Consider the following 3,311-nt stretch of genomic DNA (forward strand, 5'->3'; position numbering starts at 1 on the left):
GTGCCGACCGGAGGATCAGCAGTCGTCCGCGTCGTGGTGCGGGTGCATGTCCACGTTGGCGCAGCTGTTGCCGAAGGCCGGGTTCAGCAGGCCGATGACGTTGACGGTGTTGCCGCAGACGTTCAGCGGGATGTGGATCGGCACCTGGATCTGGTTGCCGGAGAGCACGCCGGGGGAGCCGGCGGCCACGCCCTGGGCGCCGGAGCTGGCGAACGCGCCGCCGGCCGCACCGAGGACCAGACCGGTGGTGGCCAGCGTCAGGACGGCGGCCTTCTTGAGGTTGCGCATGTTATTTCCTCCGTTTTCTGCCCGACGGATCGCGAATGTCGGGAGCCGGGCGAGCAGGAATGCTCGCCCGCTGGCTTCTGGGATTGCCGTGGTTTGTCACTCCGTCGGCGCACACCGGCGTGTTCCGCCCATGGCTCGGGCGTGGCCGCGGTGGCCGCTTCTCGGCGCCTCGCGGACGGTTTCCCGCACGGCCGGGATAAGGTCCGGGGCAAGGCGCGACCAGGAGGAATTCCCGGTCAGGCGTTGAGGCAGTGATTGCCGAACGCCGGGTTCAGGAGGCCCGCCACGTCGACCGAGTTGCCGCACACGTCGAGCGGGATGTGCACGGGGACCTCCACCGAGTTGCCCGAGACCACGCCGGCGGAGCCGGCCGCGACACCCTCGGCGGTCGCGCCGTGCAGGTGGTGGGCGGACGCGACGCCGGCACCGGCGGCGAGCAGGGCGGCGGTGGCCGCGGTGCCGGCGACGCCGTGGGCTAGCTTGCGCATGGGCGGTACTCGATTCGTGTAGGGGCCTGAGTGGAGCGTGTTCCGCCAGGGAGAACGAGGCAGGGCGCGAGGGGAAACGGTCCGGTCCGGTGATCACCCGAATGCCGGGTACCGCCACCGTTGCGCCACACGGGTGACATGGCGTGTGCGCTCGCAACCGCTCCCGACGGGTCTCGTTCTAGTTGTCGCACTCCCCGTGCATCTCTGTTGAACAGTCAGGAGGCTCGTATGAGCATCAAGAAGACGGCTGCCGTCGGTGCCGCCGTGGTGGGTATCGTCGCCGCGGGCGCGGGCTCCGCGATGGCCAGCTCGGGCGCCGAGGGCGTCGCCGCGGGTTCCCCCGGTGTCATCTCCGGCAACCAGATCCAGATCCCGGTGCACATCCCGGTCAACCTGTGCGGCAACTCGGTCGACGTCATCGGTGCGCTGAACCCTGCGTTCGGCAACCACTGCGCCAACCTGGGCTGATTCCGCACCCGGTTCGGCCGGGTGTCGAGCCGCCGTCCCGCGCTTCCCTCCTGGGGTGCGGGCGGCGGCTCTTTCGCATGTCCGGGGGCGTCGCGACGGCCCGCGGAGCGTCAACTTCCGCTGCTGTCACAAGCCTTGTTGCGTTACTTGTCAGTACCTAGAATGTGAGACCTGCTCATCTTTCTGCTCCGCGTTCTTGCTCCGCGCCGCTCGGCGCCCCCGGCCGGGCGGTCCCCACCCCCCCGCAAGGAGTCGCGTGTGATCAGGTCACGACTGTCGGCGGCGCGCAGAACCCGGACGGTTGCGCGCCGCTCCCCGTACGGCGCACTTCTCGCCGTGAGCGCCCTCGTCGCCACTCTCGGCCTGGCCGGCGCACCCGCCGCCCTCGCCGACCAGGCCCCCGCGGCCGACGGCGCCCGCCCGGCCGCGATCGTCGCCCTCGGCGACAGCGCCATCTCCGGGGAAGGCGCCGGCACCGACACCGGCGACGGCTACTTCCCGGACACCGACACCCCCACCAACTACTGCCACCGGCACCCGAAGTCGGAGGTCTTCGTCACCGACATCCCCGGGGTGACCCCGATCGACCTCGCCTGCTCCGGCGCCCAGACCGGCGACCTGGTCAGCGACCCGGAGCTGGCCAAGATCACCGGCGGCGGCAGCGGCGACTTCGGCGAGCCCAAGCAGGACGTCAAACTCGCCGACGCGGCGGGCAAGTACGACGTCAAGATGGTCGTCGTCACGATCGGCGCCAACGACGACTTCGACTTCAGCGGGATCATGATGCACTGCCTCGCGCAGTACTTCCCGATCCCGAAGAGCCAGGGCTGCCGCGACACCATCGGCAGCGCCGACATCGCCCAGCGGGCCAAGCGCGTCCAGCCCAAGGTCGTCGCGGCGCTGCAGAACATCCGGCAGACCATGCGCCGGGCCGGCTACGCGGACTCCTCGTACCAGCTGGTCTACCAGTCGTACTTCAACCCGATCACACCGGACATCCGCCGCAACGACTACCTCGGCAAGATCGCCGACGGCTGCCCGGCCTTCCCCGAGGACCTGGCCTGGGGCCACAACTGGGTGGTGCCGACGTTCAGTGACGCGCTCCGCTCGGCGGCCGAACAGGTGCCCGGCGTGCGGTACCTGGACCAGCGGCGGGTCGCCTTCGGGCACGAGGTCTGCGCCGAGTGGACCAGCTCCCCGTACGAGTACAGCAACGGGGACGTCATCAACCTCTCCGAGTGGGCGCGCAACGGCTGCGACTCGCAGATCGGCATCCCCGGCCTGTGCATGAACATGGTCCGCCAGTCGTACCACCTGCGCGTCGCCGGCTACCGCGGCGAGGGCGTCTGCCTCGGCCAGTTCTTCGCCCGGCCCGACCAGGCGGAGGCCTACTGCACGCTCAACCAGCAGAACACCACGTCCATCCAGCCGCTCACCCCCGGGCAGCCGTTCGGCGACGGCCCCGAGGACGGCGCCTGGTACCAGCTGACCAACGCGGCCACCGGCAACGCGCTCGACCTCACCGGCGGCGGCACCTACGGCGACGCGACCAACGGCCGCGCCGCGATCAGCTACCCGGCCACCGGCGGGCTCAACCAGTCGTTCGTCCTGGAGGCGAAGGCGGGCGGCGGTTACGAGCTCGACTTCAGCGGCAACCGGGACATGTGCCTGGACGCCGACGCCGCGTCCGTCGCCGTCGGCACCCGGATCCAGCAGTGGGGCTGCAACGGCGGCGGCAACCAGCACTGGGTGTTCAAGCCGGCCGGCGGCGGCCGCTACACGGTCGCCGACTCCCAGGACCAGGGCAAGGTGCTCACCGCCGGCGGCGGCCGCGACGCGCAGGGCAACCCGCTCGTCGTGCTCGCGGCCGACACCGGCGCCGCCGACCAGCTCTGGCAGCTCACCAAGCTCGGCATCGTCTACCTCCACGGCTGACACCGCCGCAGACACCGCCGCGCCCCGGTCCGCCCGCCGCCGGGGGGCGGGCGCGGGGCGGGCCCCGCCCCCGCCCCGGGGGGGGGCGGGGGGGGGGCGGCCCGCCCCCCGCCCCGGGGCGGCGGGGGGGCC

Annotated in this window: 4 protein-coding genes; 2 read left to right on the forward strand and 2 right to left on the reverse strand. The window is 71.8% G+C overall.

The features are described 5' to 3' along the window. Positions 1-15: 15 nt before the first annotated feature. The gene (locus ACFV4G_RS43235) at positions 16-288 is read right to left on the reverse strand and encodes a chaplin (protein WP_380449115.1); all 273 of its coding nucleotides are present in this window, start codon (positions 286-288) and stop codon (positions 16-18) included. A gap of 236 nt (positions 289-524) precedes the next feature. After that, on the reverse strand, positions 525-776 hold the full coding sequence (locus tag ACFV4G_RS43240) for a chaplin (RefSeq protein WP_380449117.1): 252 nt from the start codon (positions 774-776) through the stop codon (positions 525-527). Positions 777-1,004: 228 nt separating this feature from the next. Here ACFV4G_RS43240 and ACFV4G_RS43245 point away from each other — a divergent pair, with 228 nt between their 5' ends. Then, on the forward strand, positions 1,005-1,244 hold the full coding sequence (locus ACFV4G_RS43245) for a chaplin (RefSeq protein ID WP_329929030.1): 240 nt from the start codon (positions 1,005-1,007) through the stop codon (positions 1,242-1,244). A 258-nt stretch (positions 1,245-1,502) separates the two neighbouring features. Next, positions 1,503-3,179: an RICIN domain-containing protein gene (locus ACFV4G_RS43250; protein ID WP_380449119.1), complete on the forward strand. Its 1,677-nt coding sequence runs from the start codon at positions 1,503-1,505 to the stop codon at positions 3,177-3,179. The last annotated feature ends 132 nt before the right edge of the window (positions 3,180-3,311 follow it).

The organism is Kitasatospora sp. NPDC059747, from assembly GCF_042732955.1.
Taxonomy (GTDB): Bacteria; Actinomycetota; Actinomycetes; order Streptomycetales; family Streptomycetaceae; genus Kitasatospora.